The 15,924-nt window shown below is 65.0% G+C and carries 13 protein-coding genes; 3 read left to right on the top strand and 10 right to left on the bottom strand.

The window, feature by feature from the left end:
- Positions 1–14 precede the first annotated feature (14 nt).
- Complete coding sequence (locus RHPLAN_RS29750; RefSeq protein ID WP_068026043.1) at positions 15–3,143, top strand: efflux RND transporter permease subunit; 3,129 nt, start codon at positions 15–17, stop codon at positions 3,141–3,143.
- Here RHPLAN_RS29750 and RHPLAN_RS29745 read toward each other — a convergent pair.
- Entirely contained in the window at positions 3,140–4,465 is a 1,326-nt protein-coding gene (locus RHPLAN_RS29745; RefSeq protein WP_068026041.1) for a phenylacetate--CoA ligase family protein, read from the bottom strand. The two genes, RHPLAN_RS29750 and RHPLAN_RS29745, sit on opposite strands and share 4 nt — an antisense overlap.
- Positions 4,466–4,556: 91 nt before the next feature.
- Between RHPLAN_RS29745 and RHPLAN_RS29740 the strand changes: the two genes are divergently transcribed.
- Positions 4,557–5,897 (top strand): enoyl-CoA hydratase/isomerase family protein, encoded by a 1,341-nt coding sequence (locus tag RHPLAN_RS29740; RefSeq protein ID WP_084245858.1) that lies wholly within the window; start codon positions 4,557–4,559, stop codon positions 5,895–5,897.
- A 1-nt stretch (position 5,898) separates the two neighbouring features.
- On the opposite strand, the gene RHPLAN_RS29735 is transcribed toward RHPLAN_RS29740, so the two are convergent.
- The 9 genes from RHPLAN_RS29735 to RHPLAN_RS29695 form a co-directional block, all read right to left on the bottom strand.
- Positions 5,899–6,312: a thioesterase family protein gene (locus RHPLAN_RS29735; RefSeq protein ID WP_068026037.1), complete on the bottom strand. Its 414-nt coding sequence runs from the start codon at positions 6,310–6,312 to the stop codon at positions 5,899–5,901.
- Between the two features lie 7 nt (positions 6,313–6,319).
- Positions 6,320–7,021, bottom strand: a complete 702-nt coding sequence (locus RHPLAN_RS29730; protein ID WP_068026029.1) for an ABC transporter ATP-binding protein — start codon at positions 7,019–7,021, stop codon at positions 6,320–6,322.
- Positions 7,008–7,796 carry an ABC transporter ATP-binding protein gene (locus tag RHPLAN_RS29725; protein WP_068026027.1) on the bottom strand — a complete coding sequence of 263 codons (789 nt, stop codon included), beginning with the start codon at positions 7,794–7,796 and terminating at the stop codon, positions 7,008–7,010. The genes RHPLAN_RS29730 and RHPLAN_RS29725 overlap by 14 nt, the downstream gene beginning before the upstream one ends.
- Entirely contained in the window at positions 7,793–8,749 is a 957-nt protein-coding gene (locus tag RHPLAN_RS29720) for a branched-chain amino acid ABC transporter permease (protein ID WP_068026025.1), read from the bottom strand. Before RHPLAN_RS29720 ends, RHPLAN_RS29725 begins: the two co-directional genes overlap by 4 nt.
- Complete coding sequence (locus RHPLAN_RS29715) at positions 8,749–9,621, bottom strand: branched-chain amino acid ABC transporter permease (RefSeq protein ID WP_068026023.1); 873 nt, start codon at positions 9,619–9,621, stop codon at positions 8,749–8,751. The genes RHPLAN_RS29720 and RHPLAN_RS29715 overlap by 1 nt, the downstream gene beginning before the upstream one ends.
- Positions 9,622–9,646: 25 nt before the next feature.
- Positions 9,647–10,786 (bottom strand): ABC transporter substrate-binding protein, encoded by a 1,140-nt coding sequence (locus RHPLAN_RS29710; RefSeq protein ID WP_068026021.1) that lies wholly within the window; start codon positions 10,784–10,786, stop codon positions 9,647–9,649.
- Positions 10,787–10,870: 84 nt separating this feature from the next.
- Entirely contained in the window at positions 10,871–11,500 is a 630-nt protein-coding gene (gene upp, locus RHPLAN_RS29705) for a uracil phosphoribosyltransferase (RefSeq protein WP_068026019.1), read from the bottom strand.
- Positions 11,501–11,513: 13 nt separating this feature from the next.
- Positions 11,514–12,740 carry a URC4/urg3 family protein gene (locus tag RHPLAN_RS29700; RefSeq protein ID WP_157100577.1) on the bottom strand — a complete coding sequence of 409 codons (1,227 nt, stop codon included), beginning with the start codon at positions 12,738–12,740 and terminating at the stop codon, positions 11,514–11,516.
- 2 nt (positions 12,741–12,742) lie between these two features.
- Entirely contained in the window at positions 12,743–13,999 is a 1,257-nt protein-coding gene (locus RHPLAN_RS29695) for a GTP cyclohydrolase II (protein ID WP_068026017.1), read from the bottom strand.
- A 331-nt stretch (positions 14,000–14,330) separates the two neighbouring features.
- On the opposite strand from RHPLAN_RS29695, the gene RHPLAN_RS29690 reads away from it, so the two are divergent.
- Positions 14,331–15,308, top strand: a complete 978-nt coding sequence (locus RHPLAN_RS29690) for a Bug family tripartite tricarboxylate transporter substrate binding protein (protein WP_198164556.1) — start codon at positions 14,331–14,333, stop codon at positions 15,306–15,308.
- Positions 15,309–15,924: the final 616 nt, after the last annotated feature.

The raw sequence follows: 15,924 nt of genomic DNA, 5'->3' as shown, positions 1-15,924 counted from the left end.
CGGGGGAGCAGTCCATGTTCGCGCTCATCGACTACGCGATCAGCCACGCGCGGCTGACCATCGTGACGCTGGCGTTCCTGCTGCTTGCGGGATTGACGGCCTACATCACGATCCCGAAGGAGGCCGAGCCCGATGTCCGCATTCCGATCGTCTATGTGCAGCTCACGCAGCGCGGCATCAGCCCGGAGGATTCCGAGCGGCTGCTGCTGCGGCCGGTCGAGACGCAATTGAAGTCGGTCGGCAACGTCAAGGAGATGCGCTCCACGGCCTATGAAGGCGGCGGCTACGTTCTCCTGGAGTTCGAAGCGGGCTTCGATTCCAAGTCGGCGCTGGCCGACGTGCGCGCCAAGGTCGATCAGGCCAAGCGCGATCTGCCGAAGGACGCCGACGAGCCGAGCGTGCAGGAGGTCAACCTGTCGCTCTATCCGGTGCTGGTGGTCGCGCTGTCCGGCGAACTGCCGGAGCGGACCATGCTGCAGATCGCCCGCGGCGCCAAGAACGCCATCGAGCAGGTTCCGGGCGTGCTGTCGGCCGAGCTGCGCGGCGCGCGTGACGAGGCGGTCGAGATCATCGCCGAGCCGATGCTGCTGAAGAGCTACGGCGTCTCGCTCGACCAGCTCATCACCGGCTTCAACGCCTCCAACAGCCTGATCGCGGCGGGCGCCCTCGAAGGCTCGACCGGCCGGTTTGCCGTCAAGGTGCCGAGCCTGATCGAGCGGCCGCAGGACGTCACGAAAATCCCGGTGGCGGCGTCTTCGGGCGCCGCCGTGACCGTGGGCGACGTGGTGCACATCAAGCCGACCTTCAAGGACGCGACCTCGGTGACGCGCGTCAATGGGCTGTCGGCCATGACCATCGAGGTGTCGAAGCGCACCGGCGCGAACCTGATCGACACCGTCGACGGGGTGAAGAAGGTCGTCGACGTGCTGCGCAAGAGCTGGCCCGACCAGGTCCAGGTGACGTTCACCCAGGACAAGTCGAAGGTCATCCGGCAGATGCTCTCGGACCTGCAGAACTCGGTTGCGACCGGCGTGCTGCTGGTCGCGGTCATCATCCTCTTCGCGCTGGGCTTTCGCGCCTCGCTGTTCATCGGTATTGCGATCCCGGCCTCGTTCCTGGCCGGCGTGCTCGGGCTTCAGCTCGCGGGGCTTACCGTCAACATCGTGGTGCTGTTCTCGCTCATTCTTGCGGTCGGCATGCTGGTCGACGACGCCATCATCGTGTCGGAATTCGCCGAACGGCGCATGGCCGAGGGCATGGCGCCGCGCGAGGCCTATGCGCTTGCCGCGAGGCGCATGTCCGGTCCGGTGATCGCGGCGACCGCCACCCGTGTCGCAGCGTTCTCGCCGCTGCTGTTCTGGCCGGGCGTGGTCGGCGAGTTCATGAAATATCTGCCGATCACGCTGATCGCGACGCTGTCGGCCTCGCTCGCCGTGGCGCTGTTCTTCACGCCCACGCTGGGCGCGCTGTTCGGCCGCGCCTCGCCGCATCCGCATGACGAACGTTCGAAGGACACCGGCCTCTACATGCGCACCGTGCGTCTGGCGCTGAGCCGGCCCGGCGCGACACTCGGCATCGCCGCGCTGCTCCTGATCGTGGTGCAGGTCGGCTACGGCAAGTTCGGCCGCGGCGTCGAATTCTTCCCGGCGGTCGAGCCCGACTACGGACAGGTGATCGTGCATGCCCGCGGCAATCTCTCGCTCGACGAGAAGAACCGCTTTCTCACGGCGGTCGAAAAGAAAGTGCTGGAGGCCAAGGGGCTGAAGACCGTCTACACCCGAGTCGGCGAGCAGCCGCGCGGATCGAACGAGATCACCGAGGACACCATCGGCGTGATCCAGTTCGAGTTCGCCGATTGGCGCGTCCGCAAGCCCGCCCACGAAATCATGGACGGTATCCGCGAGGCGACCGCCGATATCCCGGGCATTCTGGTCGAGGTGACGGCGCCGCGCGCCGGTCCGCCGACCGGCAAGCCGATCCAGGTGCAACTGGGCGCGCTCGATCCCGAGGTGCTGCCGGGTGTCGCCAAGAAGGTCGCCGCCATTCTCAGCCGCCATAGCGAGATCCAGGATCTCGATGACGGCCTGCCGCTTCCCGGCATCGACTGGAAGATCAATGTCGACCAGGCCGAGGCCGCGAAGTACGGCGCCAATCCGGCGACGGTCGGCACCGCCGTGCAACTCGTCACCAACGGCGTGAAGGCGACCGAGTACCGGCCCTCCAGCAGCGACAAGGCGGTCGATATTCTCATTCGTTTCCCGGAGGACCGCAGAAGCCTCGACCAGATCGACGATCTGCGCGTGCAGACACAGTCGGGCTCGGTGCCGATCGGCAACTTCATCAACCGCGAGGCCGCACCGCGGGTGGGTTACATCAACCGCGTCGCCGGCAATCGCGTGATGACGGTGTCGGCCAACGTCGCGCAAGGTGTGCAGACCGCGAAGGTGCAGGAGGAGATCGCCAAGGAACTGGCGACCGCCGATCTTGGCCCCAACGTGATCTGGAAATTGAAGGGCGAGGACGAGGAGCGCGCCAAGGCCGGAGCTTTCTTGATGAAGGCGTTCGGCACCGCGATGTTCATGATCTTCGCGATCCTGCTGGCGCAGTTCAACCGGCTCACTTCCGTGGCGCTCGTTCTTTCAGCCGTGCTGCTCTCCACCATCGGCGTGCTGCTCGGACTTCTGGTGATGGGCCAGCCGTTCGGCGTGGTGATGACCGGCATCGGCGTGATCGCCAACGCCGGCGTCATCGTCAACAACAACATCGTGTTGATCGACACCTACGACCGCCTGCGCCGCGAGGGCTGGGAGGCTTACGAGGCGATCATCGAGACCTGCCGCGAACGCGCCCGTCCGGTGGTGCTGACCGCCGTCACCGCCATTCTCGGCGTGCTGCCGATCGCGTTCGGCGTCAACATCGAATTCCTGACCCGCGAGGTGTCGGTTGGCGCACCGGCGACGCAATGGTGGATCAGCCTTTCGACCGCGATCGTGTTCGGACTTGGCTTCGCCACCGTGCTGACGCTGATCGTGACACCCGCGGCGCTCATGGCGATCGAGCAGATGAAGCTCAAGCGGCAGCGCTGGGTGAAGTCGCTGACGGCACGTTTCGCGAAACCTGCGACGGGATCAGGGCACGCTTAGGGCTTCTTGCGCAGGTCTTTGACGCGAACCGCCTTGCCTTGCGAGCGCGGCAGCTCGCCGGAGGCTTTCAGGGCGATGGTGCAGCTCACGCCGAGTCGCGACTTGATGCGGCCGGAGATATCGGTGCATTTCTGCGCGTCGTCGTGAGGCGCGCCGGGCGCGACCTCAATTTCGACCGTCATCGAGTCGAGCGCGCCGTCGCGCATCAGCACGATCTGATAGTGCGGCGAGATGTCGGGCAGCCCGATCAGCAGCGCCTCGATCTGGGATGGATAGACGTTGACGCCGCGGATGATCATCATGTCGTCGTCGCGGCCGGTGACACGCAGAATGCGCCGGTGCGTACGGCCGCAGGCGCAGGGCTCGTCCGTGAGCCGCGTGATGTCGCGGCTGCGGTAGCGCACCATCGGGAGCGCTTCCTTGGTGAGCGTGGTCATCACCAGCTCGCCGGCGTCGCCGGGTTTCACCGGTTCGAGCGTCTTGGGGTCAATCACCTCGAACAGGAAGTGATCCTCCCAGCCATGCAATCCGTTGCGGGCGACGCCGCATTCGACCGCAACACCCGGCCCGATGATTTCCGAGAGCCCATAGAGATCGACCGCAGCGATCCCAAGCCGCGCTTCGAGATCGTGGCGCATCTCGTTGCTCCAGGGCTCGGCGCCGAAGATTCCGATCTGGACCGGCAGCTTGCGAACGTCGACGCCCATCGCTTCGGCCACTTCGGCGATGTTCAGCGCATAGGACGGCGTCGCGCAGATGATGCGCGCACCAAAATCCTGAAGAAGCGTCACCTGGCGCTCGGTCAGCCCGCCGGACACCGGCACGACGGTGCAGCCCAAGAGCTCAGCGCCGTAGTGCACGCCGAGCCCACCGGTGAACAGGCCATAACCGTAGGCGTTGTGCAGCACATCGCCCGGCCGCCCGCCGGCGCAGGCGATGCAGCGCGCCATGAGATTTGACCACAGGTCGATGTCGTTCTGCGTGTAGCCGACCACCGTGGCCTTGCCGGTGGTGCCTGACGAGGCATGCAGCCGCACCACCTGTTCGCGCGGCACCGCGAACAGGCCGAACGGATAGGTGTCGCGCATGTCGGCCTTGGTGGTGAAGGGAAAGCGCGCAATGTCGGCCAGCGATTTGAGATGCTCCGGCCGGACGCCTGCTGCATCCCATTTGGCGCGCACGTGCGGCACATTGGCGTAGGCATTGTGCAGCGTCTGCTTCAGCCGCGACAATTGCAGTGCGGCGAGATCGGCGCGCGGCATGGTTTCGGCCGAGCGGTCGAACATGTCGGCGAGCGTATCGGAAGAGGCTTGATGGTTCATGCCAAGGTCGCACCCGGAAATCGACGGGGCTATAGTATCAGTCACACAGTCGGCGTGAACCCAGTTTGATGCCGGCGCCGGGAGCGAAACGATGACTCAGAATTCTCCAGAACCCGCGGTGTCGGGCGACTTCACGGCGGACCGCGCGGCTTTTGAGAAATACTGGGCGCAGCAGTCGCGGCTTCTGGGCCAATTGCCGCCGCCGTCGCAGCGGCAGGACGCGGATCGCAAGACCGCACGCGCAATCCTGGAACAGGGACGCCCGTCGCGGGTGAAGTTTCTCCGGCAGCATGTCGACGCGGTCTATGACGAACTGACCGGCAAGCGCACGCGCTTTGTTCGTGTCGTCGATCTGGTTGCAGCGGCCGCGCAAAAATTTCCCGGATTGGTGCCGTCGCGGGAGAGCCTCGCGGCAGAGGAGGGGTTGCGCCAAAGCCAGAAGGCCGGGTTGGAAATCGATCAGGGGCTGTTCGTCTCGGCGGTGCTGCGGAGCGAGCGCGCCGGCCGTCATCTTCTCCATGCCATGCTGCTGCCGCTCGAAGATGCGAAGGCGCGGCTGCCGCAATTCATCAAGGAAGGCCGGCTCGAATTGCCGGGAGGCTCGATCGAGCGGCGCGGCAAGGCCGCGATCATCACCTTCCGCAATCCGCGGTTTCTCAACGCCGAGGATCAGACCACGCTCGCCGGCATGGAGACTTGCGTCGATCTGGCGCTGCTCGATGACGCCATCGAAGTCGCCGTGCTGCGCGGCATGCCGGTCGAGCACCCAAAGTACAAGAATCGGCATGTGTTCGGCGCGGGCATCAACCTGACGCATCTCTATCACGGCCGGATTCCGTTTCTCTGGTACCTCGAACGTGACTTGGGCTACGTCAACAAGCTCTATCGCGGGCTGGCGCTGCCGGATGACGCGCCGCCCGACGAGTTCGGCGGCCAGACGATCGAGAAGCCGTTTATCGCGGCGGTCGAAGCCTTCGCGATCGGCGGCCACTGCCAGATCCTGCTGGCGGTCGATTACGTGCTCGCCGAGAAATCCGCCTACCTCACGCTGCCGGCGCGCAAGGAAGGCATCATCCCCGGCGCCGCCAACATGCGGCTGCCGCGCGCGGTTGGCGACCGTGTTGCGCGCCAGGCGATCCAGTACGAGAAGCGGCTCGAATGCGACAGCCCGGAGGGGCGGCTGGTGTGCGACGAGATCGTCGAGACGGGCGCGATGGGTGACGCGATCGAGCGGGTCGTGAAGGGGCTGACCAGCTCCGGCGTGGTCAGTGCGGCGTCGAACCGCCGCGCCTTACGCATCACTCAGGAGCCGCTGGAGATGTTCCGGGAGTATTTCGCGGTCTACGCCCGCGAGCAGGCCTATTGTCACTTCAGCCCGGCGCTGATCGGCAACCTGGAACGCTACTGGGACGCGGCGAACCGGAAGCCCTGAGCTACTTTTTCCGTGCGGCGAGCTTGGCGGCTTTGGCCTTCAGACGCTCGGCGGTCTTGGCTTTGTCGACGACAAAGCGCGCATGCGTGCCTGTGCTGATGGTGTCGAGCTCGTCTTTGGCGTGAATCTCGAACGTGACCTTGCGGCCTTCAACGCTCGCAACCTTGACGCTGATCTCGACCGTCATGTTGGGAAGTGTGGCTGCGAGATGCTTCACATTGACCTCGATGCCGACTGAATCCTCACCGGCATCAGCGTGATCCACAATCAAAAGACGGCAGGTCTCCTCGACGTCCAGGATCATGTACGGCGTGCCATAGACGCGCCCGTCCTCGCCCATGAAGCCGATGGTGCGCGGACGATCGACGGTGATCTGCCGGACTTTGGTGACGCCGGGTTGCAGAGTGGCTTTCATTACAGTTTCAAACTCCGAGATAGGCTTCTTGAATCCGGTTGTCGGCGAGGAGCTCTGCGCCCGAGCCGCTGGTCGCAATCCGGCCGGTTTCCATCACATAACCACGGTCGGCGATGGCCAGCGCCGCCCTTGCGTTCTGTTCGACCAGAAGCACCGTCAGTCCCGTGCCGCGCAAGTCCGCCACCGCTTTCAAAATCTGATCGACAAGCTTGGGCGCCAGCCCCATCGACGGCTCGTCGAGCAGCAGAAGCCTGGGCTTTGCCATGAGAGCCCGGCCGACCGCAAGCATCTGCTGCTGGCCGCCGGACAACGCGCCGGCCGGGATGTTACGCATCTCGTCGAGCATCGGGAACAGCGCGTAGACGGATGCGAGGCTTGCTTCGATGCTGGATGTGGCTTGCGTCCAGGCGCCGAGTCGCAGGTTGTCCTCGACCGACAGCGGCGCGAACACCTGCCGGCCTTCGGGCACCTGGGCGATGCCGAGCACGACACGGGCGTGCGGCGCGAGCCGTTCGACCGGCTTGCCGTTGAACTGGATGCGGCCGTCGAAAATCGGCTGCACCCCGGAAATGGCTCGCATGAGGGTTGTCTTGCCGGCGCCGTTGGCGCCGACCAGTGCGACAATCTCGCCTTTCGCCACGTTGAGCGAAACGCCGTGCAGCGCCTCGATCCGGCCGTATCCGCTGCGCAGGTTCTCAATGACGAGCATGCGCAGCGCCCTCTGCGGTTTGGGTGTCGAGATAGGCTTCGATGACCGCAGGATTGGAACGAACTTCGGCGGCACGGCCTTCAACGAGCGTACGGCCGTTTGCCAGCACATGGATGCGATCGGAAAGGTTCATCACCATGTGCATGTTGTGCTCGACGAGGATCACGGTGATGCCGTCGCGCGCGATGCTGCGGATGATGGTTGTGAGCTCCGCGGCTTCGACCGCATTGCATCCTGCCGCAGGCTCGTCGAGGAGGAGCACTTTGGGTTCGCTCGCAAGCGCACGCGCGATTTCGAGCCGCTTCAGCGCGCCATAGGGCAGGGCGCTTGCGGGATGCGACGCGAGGCTTGCGAGGCCCACGCGTTCCAGCAAAGCTTCGGCCTGTTGCTTTGTATCGTTGTTCTGCCGCCTTACGCTGGGTAAGGCCAGAAGATGCGCGAACACGTTACGCTTCTCGTGCCGATGCCGCCCGACCATGACGTTCTCGACCGAGGTCATGCGGCCGAAAATCTGCAAATTCTGGAAGGTGCGTGATAGGCCCAGTTGCGCCAGCCGATACGGTGCCGTTCCTGCGACGTCGTCGCCCCCAAGCACCACGCGGCCGCCGCGCGGCGCGTAAATGCCCGACAGGAGATTGAACAGCGTTGTCTTGCCGGCGCCATTCGGGCCGATGATCGCAAAGATTTCGCCGGGCTCGACGGCGAACGATACGTCGTTGACGGCTTTGATGCCGCCGAACTCGATCGTCAGATGCTCGGCCGCGAGCGCGCTCATGACGACCGCCGCCCGACGAGCGCGGCCAAGCCCGGCACCACGCCGCTCCGGAGAAAGATCATGAATGCGATCATGAGCGCGCCCAGCGCGATGGTCTCGTAGTCGTGGAATACCGTCAGCACCTGCGGCAGCACGGTCAGCACCGCGGCGCCAACGACGCTACCGAGCACCGAGCCCAGGCCGCCGAGCACCGCCATGGTGACGAATTCGATGGAGCGGAGAAAGCCGGCGGTGGCCGGGGTGACAAGACCGTCGAACAGCGCGAGATAGGCGCCCGCGACCGCGGCGTAAGCGGCGGACAAAACGAACACGATGAGCTTGTAGCGCGCCACGTCGACGCCCAGCACGGCCGCCGCCACTTCGCTGTCGTGGATGGCGCGGAAGGCGCGTCCGGTCGGGCTGTTGATCAGGTTCGTGGCGAGCAGGGCGCCGAGCGCGAGCGTGACGCCGGAAATCCAGTACCAGGTCTGTGTGCCACGTGCGATCCAGCCGAACAGAACGAGACGCGACACCGGCATGCCGTCAGGGCCGCCGGTCCAGCGCGCTTCATTGGTGAACACCATGCCGATGAGCAGCCCCATGCCGAGCGTGGCGACTGCGAGGTAATGGCCTTTGAGCTTCAGAATCGGCCGCCCGACCACGAAGGCGATGAGCGCCGCGACCGCCGCGCCGGCGATGAGCGAAGCCCAGGCCGGCACGCCAAGGTGCGTCGGCCCGATCGCGACCGCGTAGGCACCGATGGCGAAGAAGCCGGCGTGGCCGAGGCTGACCTGGCCGGCGAATCCCATCAGGAGGTTCAAGCCGAGCACCGCGAGCGCGAAGATGAAGGTGAGCGTGGCGATGCGAAGGTAGAAGGTTGACGGCACGACGAAAGGCAAAGCGATCACGACCACAGCGATGGTCAGAATCGCCGCGTAACGGTTCTCGATCAGTCTTTTGAGCGCGTGGCCCATCACACCCGTTCAATCGCGCCGCGCCCGAACAGGCCCTGCGGCATGGCGAACAGCACGGCGAGGATCACCAGGAACGCGATGGCGTCCTTGTAGGCCGAGGACACGTAGCCCGCGCCGAACGCCTCGAGCAGGCCGACGATGAGTCCGCCAACGACCGCGCCAATGGGACTGCCGATGCCGCCGAGCATCGCGGCTGCAAAGCCCTTCAGCGCCAACAGCGTGCCGGCGTCGTAGCTCGTGAGCGCAATCGGCGTGACCAGAATGCCGCCGATCGCACCGATCGCGGCCGAGATCGCGAAGGCCGTGGCCACCACCCGCGAAGTGTTGATGCCGACGAGCCGCGCGGCGAGGCGATTGGCTGCGGTCGCAATCATCGCCTTGCCGGTCATGGTGCGGCTCATGAACAGCCAGAGCAGCAGAACGATCACGCCGGTGCCGATCAGCACCAGAACGCTTTGCGGCAGGACCGCCGCCCCGCCGATGATCCACGGCTCGGCGCCGATGAAGGGCGGCAGGCTGTGGAAGTTCTTGTCGAACACCACGCCGGCGATGCCGCGCATCAGGATCGAGGCGCCGATGGTGATGATGATCAGCGTCACGGCGGACGCGTCCTTTGCGGGATCGATGGCAAGCCGATGCAGCAGCAGGCCCACGGCCGTGGCGGCAACGACAGCCAGCACCGCCGCCAATGGCAGCGGCACGCCGGCGAGGCCGAGGAAGAATGTGCCCATGCCACCGATCATCACGAACTCGCCCTGGGCGAAGTTGATGACGTCGGAGGACGAGTAGATCAGCGTGAAGCCCACCGCGATCAGCGCGTAGATCGCGCCGACCGTGAGCCCGGAAAACAGGAACTGGAGGAATTCCGGCATGGTGCCTGTGAGGCGAGGGTAACCGCTACTGCGCCAGGGTCCAGTCGCCGTTTCGGATTTCCAGCATGCGGAAGGCCGTCAGATCGAGGCCCAGGTGATCGGTCGGGCTCATGTTGACCACGCCACCGGTGCCAATGAAGCCCTTGGTCTTCTCGATCTCGTCGCGGACCTTGGTCTTGTCGGTGCTCTTGGCCCGCTCGAACGCGCCGGCGAGGATCATCAGCCCGTCATACATGTGTCCGCCGAAGGCCGAGACCGGCTGGCCGGTCTTGCTCTCGTAGGTCTGCTTGTAGGACACGACGACCTTCTTCTGTGGATCGCTGTCGGGCAACTTCTCGGCGACGAGCAGCGCCGCGGCCGGCAGCCGCGCGCCTTCGGCCGCGGCGGGCGTGGCCAGCTCGATGAACTGCTTCGTCGCGACGCCATGGCCGTGATAGAGCGGCACATTGATGCCGAGCTGCTTGTAGTTGCGCGTCACGATCGCCGGCCCCTGGCCGAAGCCCGGATTGATGACGGCCTGCACGCCGGCCTTGGCCTTGATGTTGGTGAGTTGCGGCGTCATGTCGCTGTCGCGTGGCTGATAGGTCTCCTCGTGCAGCACCTCGACGCCGTACTTGCCGGTGACGGTCATGCACTGGTCGCGCATCGACTTGCCGAAGGCATCAGCGCCGGAGATGAGCGCCACCTTGGTCAGATTGCGCTTCTTGAGGTCCTCGAAGATCTTCTCGCAGGCCATCAGGTCGGTGTGCGGCGTCTTGAAGTTCCACTTCTTCACCGGAGACACGGCTTGCACGGCGCCAGCGAAGTTAATGAGCGGAATCTGGTTTTCCTCCGCGAGCGCGATGATCGGCATCGTGGTCGCCGTGGTCGAGCCCGCGAGCAGCGCGTCGACCTTGTCTTCCTCGATCGCGCGGATCGCGAAGGTGCGCGCCTGGTTGGGATCGCCGCCGTCGTCATAGACGAACAGCTTGATCTGCTGGCCGTTGATGCCGCCCTTGGCGTTGATGTCGGCGACGTACATCTCGATGGTTTTCTTCTCGGGATCGCCGAGGAAGGATGCCGGTCCGGTCGCCGACAGCACCGCGCCGATCTTGATGTCGGCAAAGGCCGAGTTCGCGGTCAACAAAACCGCAGCAACACCGATCGCAGAAATTGTGCGCTTCATCGTTCCCTCCCACGGTTCATGAGCCTTAAGGCTTTGGCTCATGGTAGACGGTCACGACGAGGGGGCGCAAACCCGACTAAAGCGCTATTCGGTGCCGTAGGCGCGATTGCCGGCGTCGCCGAGGCCCGGAATGATGTAGGCGTCCTCGTCGAGGTGCTCGTCGATCGCGGCGGTCCACAACTGGATGTCGGGATGGATGCCGAGAAGCCGCTCGAGGCCTTCGGGCGCCGCGAGCAGGCAGGCGGCACGGATGCTTTTCGCACCGCGCTCCTTCAGGCGGTCGATCGCCGCCACCATGGTGTTGGCTGTCGCCACGACAGGCGCGACCACGACCACATCGCGCGCCGCAAGATCGGCCGGGGTCTTCAGATAATATTCGACCGCCACCTTGGTGTCGGCATCGCGATAGAGCCCGATGTGCGCAACGCGCGCGGCCGGCACGAGGTCGAGCATGCCTTCGACGAGCGCCAGACCCGCGCGCAGGATCGGCGCGAACACGAGCTTCTTGCCGGCGATGACCGGGGCTTTCATCTTGGTCATCGGCGTTTCGATCTCGACCCAATCGAGCGGCAGATCGCGGGTGATCTCGTAGCAGAGCAGGATGCCGAGCTCGCGGCACAGCTCGCGGAAGGACTTGGTCGAAGTCCCGGTCTGCCGGATCAGGGTCAGCTTGTGCTGCACCAGCGGATGCTTGACGACAGTGACGCCTTTCATCGTAACCCCCGATTCAAAATACCGTGCCGTCGCTGACGATCTTCAGCGGCGGGCCGCCGTCGGCGCGCTTGCGTTTCGCGACGCTGCGGCCGGCGGTCCATGTGCCGCCCTGCAGGATGCGGGCGAGCGGCAACGACTGGCGATCCATGTTGAGCTTGGTTCGCACGACGTCGGCGAGACGATCGAGCAGCGCCACCGTCAGTGTGCGCCATTCGACGACCAGCTCGGAGTCGACCGTGTGCTCGCGCTGCGCCGCCGCCGGATCGCGCAACGTGAGCACATCCGTGTCGATGAACAGCCCGCCGTTGCGGTATTCGGCCAGGCCCGTCAGCCCGTCGATGTCGGTGACCTCAATGCCGACCCATTGCAGCGGCTCGATCAGCGAGTAGGACAGCCATTGCGACAGCTTGTGCAGCGGCACGAGTCCGTTGGTCGCGTCGTCGGTTTTCATTGACGCATGCTTCCAGCAGTCGCCGAGCGCAATGCCGCCGAGCGTCAGCCGCGACGGCCAGATCGGTCCGAGATGCGTCAGCACCTCGCGCAGGATCACCGGCGCGGCGATGCGGCCGTTCTCGGCGAGCGAAGCGAGATGGTCGAATATGCCACCCGGCCGCGGCGTATCTTTGGTACCGAAAACCTCAGGCTTCGCCAGCACGGTCTGACCGAGTCGGCGCAACAGCGCGACGCGACCGGCCACGCCCGCCAGCGGGTTCTGCGCCGTGACCTGGAAGCCCTTGATGAGCTTGTCTTCGGTGAGCGCCGCGAGGATTTCGCCGTCGACCCGCAACGGATAGCTCGGCCACTTGGAGAATTCGCAGTTGCGGAACATCACCAGGCTGGCAAGCGCCAGGCCCTCGGAGCGGCTGACATACTCGCCGCTCACGTCGTAAAGGAATCGCCAGCCGGGTCCCGCGCCGGCATCGAGCAGCACGCTGATGATCGCGAGATCCATCGCGGTGCGCGAACGCTCCGCCGGTGACGGCCATGCCATCGCCTCGTCGATCTCTTTCCAGTAGTCGAAGCCGTCGATGTCGAAGTGCCGCCAGCGCGAATGGAATGGCACATCCAGCGTCGGATAGGCGGCCCGCGTGGTATCGATCACGAGCTGCGCCGCGCCTTCGAGCTTGCCGAGATCGACCCGGAAGTTCGGCAGTTGGTCGCCGAGAGCCAGCATCTTGTGCGCGCGTTCGCGCACGGCACTGGCATTGAGCAACGACTTCGCAGCAGACGCTTCTGACACGATCAGTACTTTTCGAGCGGCCTGCCGGAGGTGTTCTCGAGGGCCCCGGGCTTCTGCGGCTCCGGCGTGTAGTAACCGGCGGCTTTCTTCGCCTCGATCTCCACGTGCGCATCCGGCGGCACGAGCTCCGGCGGAATCGGAATGCGCTCGACGATGTCGATGCCCTGGCCGACCAGCGCGTCGTGCTTCATGTCGCTCATCGAGACGAAGCGGTCGATGTGGCGGATGCCGAGCCAGTGCAGCGCGTCGGGCATGAGCTGCTGGAAACGCGCGTCCTGCACGCCGGCCACGCATTCGGTGCGCTCGAAATAGGTCGCGGCGGCGTCGCCGCCCTCCTGGCGCTTGCGGGCGTTGTAGACCAAGAACTTGGTCACTTCGCCGAGCGCGCGGCCTTCCTTGCGGTTGTAGACGATGATGCCGAACTCGCCCTGCTGGGCCGCGCGTGCGCATTCCTCGATGCCGTGAATGAGATACGGCCGGCAGGTGCAGATGTCGGAGCCGAACACGTCGGAGCCGTTGCATTCGTCATGAACGCGGCAGGTGAACTTGGTGCGCGGATCGGTCAGCCGGCCCATGTCGCCGAACAGATAGACCGTGATGCCGCCGATCGGCGGCAGGAACACGTGCAGGTCGGGACGCGTGACGAGCTCGGGGAACATGCCCGAGGTTTGTTCAAAGAGAGTCCGCCGCAACGTTGTCTCGGTGGTGCCGAAGCGCTGCGCGATGCCGGGGAGGTACCACACCGGATCGATCGCGACCTTGACCACGGACACCGAGCCGTTCTCATGGATCGAGTGGCCGTCGGCCTTCAACCGTCCGGCTTCCAGCGCTTCGCGGATCTCGATCAGGTCGAGGCGGGCGCGGGTGATCGCGATGGTCGGACGGATATCGAGGCCTTCGGCGATCTCCTGCTTGTAGACGTCGGCGACGAGATGGCCCCACGGATCGAGCGAGACGATCTTCTCAGGCTCGGTCCATTGCGGGAACGGACCGATATTGGCCGCGGGATAGGTGTTGGTGAGGTCCGGGCGCCGGATCGGGTCGAGCGCGCCTGCTGACACCGCGAGCGCGCGATACACCGAATAGGAGCCGCCATGGCTGCCGATGACATTGCGGAGCCCGGGCTTTGACACCGTGCCGATCACCGGGCCGCGCTCGCGCGCGGTCGGCGCGTCCCATTGGATCGGGAAGCGGGCTTTGCCCTCGGGGTCGGGATGCGAGGTGAGGCGAATGTGGTCCGGTCGGTTCGGCGCAGTCATCGCAGTCGGTTCCAAAAAGCAGTCTGTTCCAAAAAGGTCTTCGGCCCGCCAGGATGACGGGCCGACAGATCAGGTTTTGACTATTTAGCGGGGGCGACGCGACCAGACGCTTCGACCACCCACTAAAAAAACAATATAGCCACTCTCTCGGCCGGCCGCTACAGGGTAGGAGAACTTCTTTTCTGATCAGCCGGTTAACGTCGGGCCGGCGGGACTTGTGGGGTGATCTGGCGCGGGAGTTGCTTGCTGCACTGCAGCTAACTCTGAAGGGATGGGCCTGCGCGACAAGGCACGGCCGCACAGGCATCCTCCCAAGAAACAGGGGAATGACATGCTCTCTGTTGGTCGCCTGGCTTTGCTGCTGTCCGCGCTCGCGGTGCTCGGGGAGACTGCGAGCGTCTCCCTTGCCGACGACTGGCCGAGCCGGCCGGTGACCGTCATCGTGCCGTTCGGCGCCGGCGGCAACACCGACATGATGGCGCGGCTCGGCGCGCAGCATCTCACCGCCAAGTTCGGCCAGACCTTCGTGATCGAGAACCGGCCGAGCGCCGGCGGCGCGGTCGGCTCCGCTCAGGTGTCGAGTGCTGCGCCCGACGGCTACACGCTGATGTTCGCGGCAGCATCCGTTGTCGTGCTGACGCCGCAGGTGCAGAAGCTGAGCTTCGATCCAGGCAAGCAGCTCGTGCCGCTCTCCAACATCGGCACCGGCACGCAGATGATTGCAATCCGGCGCGAATTGCCGGTGAGGACGCTGCCCGAGTTCATCGCTTACGCGAAGGCCAATCCCGGCAAGCTCAACTTCACCGTCGCGGGCACGCAGAACATCAGTCATCTCGCTCCGGTGCTGCTGTTCGCACAGGCCGGAATCAACCTGGTGATGGTGCCGCAGAAGAGCGAGCCGCAGGCAATCTCCGATCTGATCGCGGGGCAGGTCGATCTTTATTTCGGCAATTCGTCGTCGCTGCTGCCGCACATCGACAGCGACAAGATCAGGCTGATTGCCGTCGGCACGCCGCAGCGGATCGCCGCGGCGCCGGATATTCCGACGGTGGCCGAGACCATTGCGGGCTTCCAGTTCTCGTCGTGGAACGGCTTCTTCGCGCCGGCTGCGACGCCCGAGCCGATCGCTGTGGCTTTGCGCAAGGAGATCAGCAGCTTTGCCAGGTCGCCGGACATTGCCGCGAAGCTGAGCAAGCTCGGCATCGTGCGCGGCGGGCTGTCGCTCGAGGAATCTGTGGCCGCCTTGAAGCAGGAGCGCGACGCTTATGCCGCGGCCCTCAAGGTGGCCGGCATCGCACCGGCAAACTAGAATTGTGCTGACCTGGATTGCGCTGGCGCACGCACCAGACACACCGTCGTTCTTGGGTAAAACCATCCAAAGCACAGCGTCGTACCGCCGGGCGTGCTTGGGGCAGAGAACCAAGCGTGTGGTGCAGAGAACCGCGCCTCCGTCAACAAAGGTGGTCGTCACCCCCGCGCTTGACGCGGGGGCCCATCCGGTGACGCAACGACGCATGTTCTTACGATTCCCTTTGCTGCGGCCTCTCATGGATTGCCGGGTCAAGCCCGGCAATGACCCGGTGGGTGGGCTGGCGGCGGTGATTACCGATTCAATTTTCAAACAGCCGCGTTCCTCAACGCGTCCCCTCAATATCCATACAGGCGTGCGTCATCGCCCCCTTCAGATCAGGCGCGGGGCCAGCGCCTCTCTCTTTTCCTTCCCCTCACATGAGTGAGGGAGCGGAGCGCCGAGACGGCGCAGATATCTGGGCGCTTTGCGAGGGCGCCCGCGGACCTTTGCGATCAGGTCCGCTCGCCTCCCGGCGCTCCACTGTGGCGATTTATTGCGAGGCCACCGTTCGAGATTCGATCGGACCGGCTGGGCTTTCACCCACCATGCTCCAGGGGGCATTTGCGCCCGCTTT

The sequence above is a fragment of the Rhodoplanes sp. Z2-YC6860 genome, assembly GCF_001579845.1.
GTDB lineage: Bacteria > Pseudomonadota > Alphaproteobacteria > Rhizobiales > Xanthobacteraceae > Z2-YC6860.
This window is presented reverse-complemented; position numbering and strand designations above follow the sequence as displayed.